The 621-nt window shown below is 42.8% G+C and carries 1 protein-coding gene; it reads right to left on the bottom strand.

The features are described 5' to 3' along the window. Positions 1–193 precede the first annotated feature (193 nt). The coding region (locus HC725_RS16570) for an Lcl domain-containing protein (protein WP_190332954.1) at positions 194–621 on the bottom strand (428 nt) is incomplete at its 5' end.

The raw sequence follows: 621 nt of genomic DNA, 5'->3' as shown, positions 1-621 counted from the left end.
CAAAGAGTGATTGCTCATAGAAACGTACAAACATCCCCTCTTTTATGCCAACAATACGTTGACTGCTTTCAACCAATGCTAATTTAGTTTCAATATTCACCTATCTTCCCCCTTTTAAAAAGTGCCAGATGCAACTCTGACACTTCAAAAACTAAAATTAAAAATTAAAACGTTAAACTCTAAACGCTCAACTTTAAGGATTTGAGACGCAGGATGCGTAGGTCGTGACCCTCGGATTGAGGCTGTTGACGTAGCCATAGGAGAGGACCACGAGGTAATAGTTAGAACTATCAGGAGTCGCCGACCAATAGCTGTGGTAGGTAGGCCAACCGCGCGCGGTAAACATATTAAGATATACGTCGTATAGCTCCATTTTTAACTCGTCTCTTTCCGCTAAACGCCAGTTAGTTCGTCCGCCGAGACTAAGGGTGTTGTAGGTATCGCACAATGCATTTGCGTTATTCCAGTCGAATCTGTAGAAATCACCAGCTGGGCCGTAAGTTCCAACTTCAGTATAAATATCGTTTGTAGCACTACCGCCAATGCTGTCTAAGTAGGCCACTGATGGTGAATTGGTAAACAACTTACCGCTACCCGTATCAAAGATATCAATACATGTGC

Source organism: Vibrio sp. S17_S38, from assembly GCF_014694375.1.
Taxonomy (GTDB): domain Bacteria; phylum Pseudomonadota; class Gammaproteobacteria; order Enterobacterales; family Vibrionaceae; genus Vibrio.
Note: the sequence above shows the minus strand (reverse complement) of the source record. Positions and strands in the feature narration are given on the sequence as shown.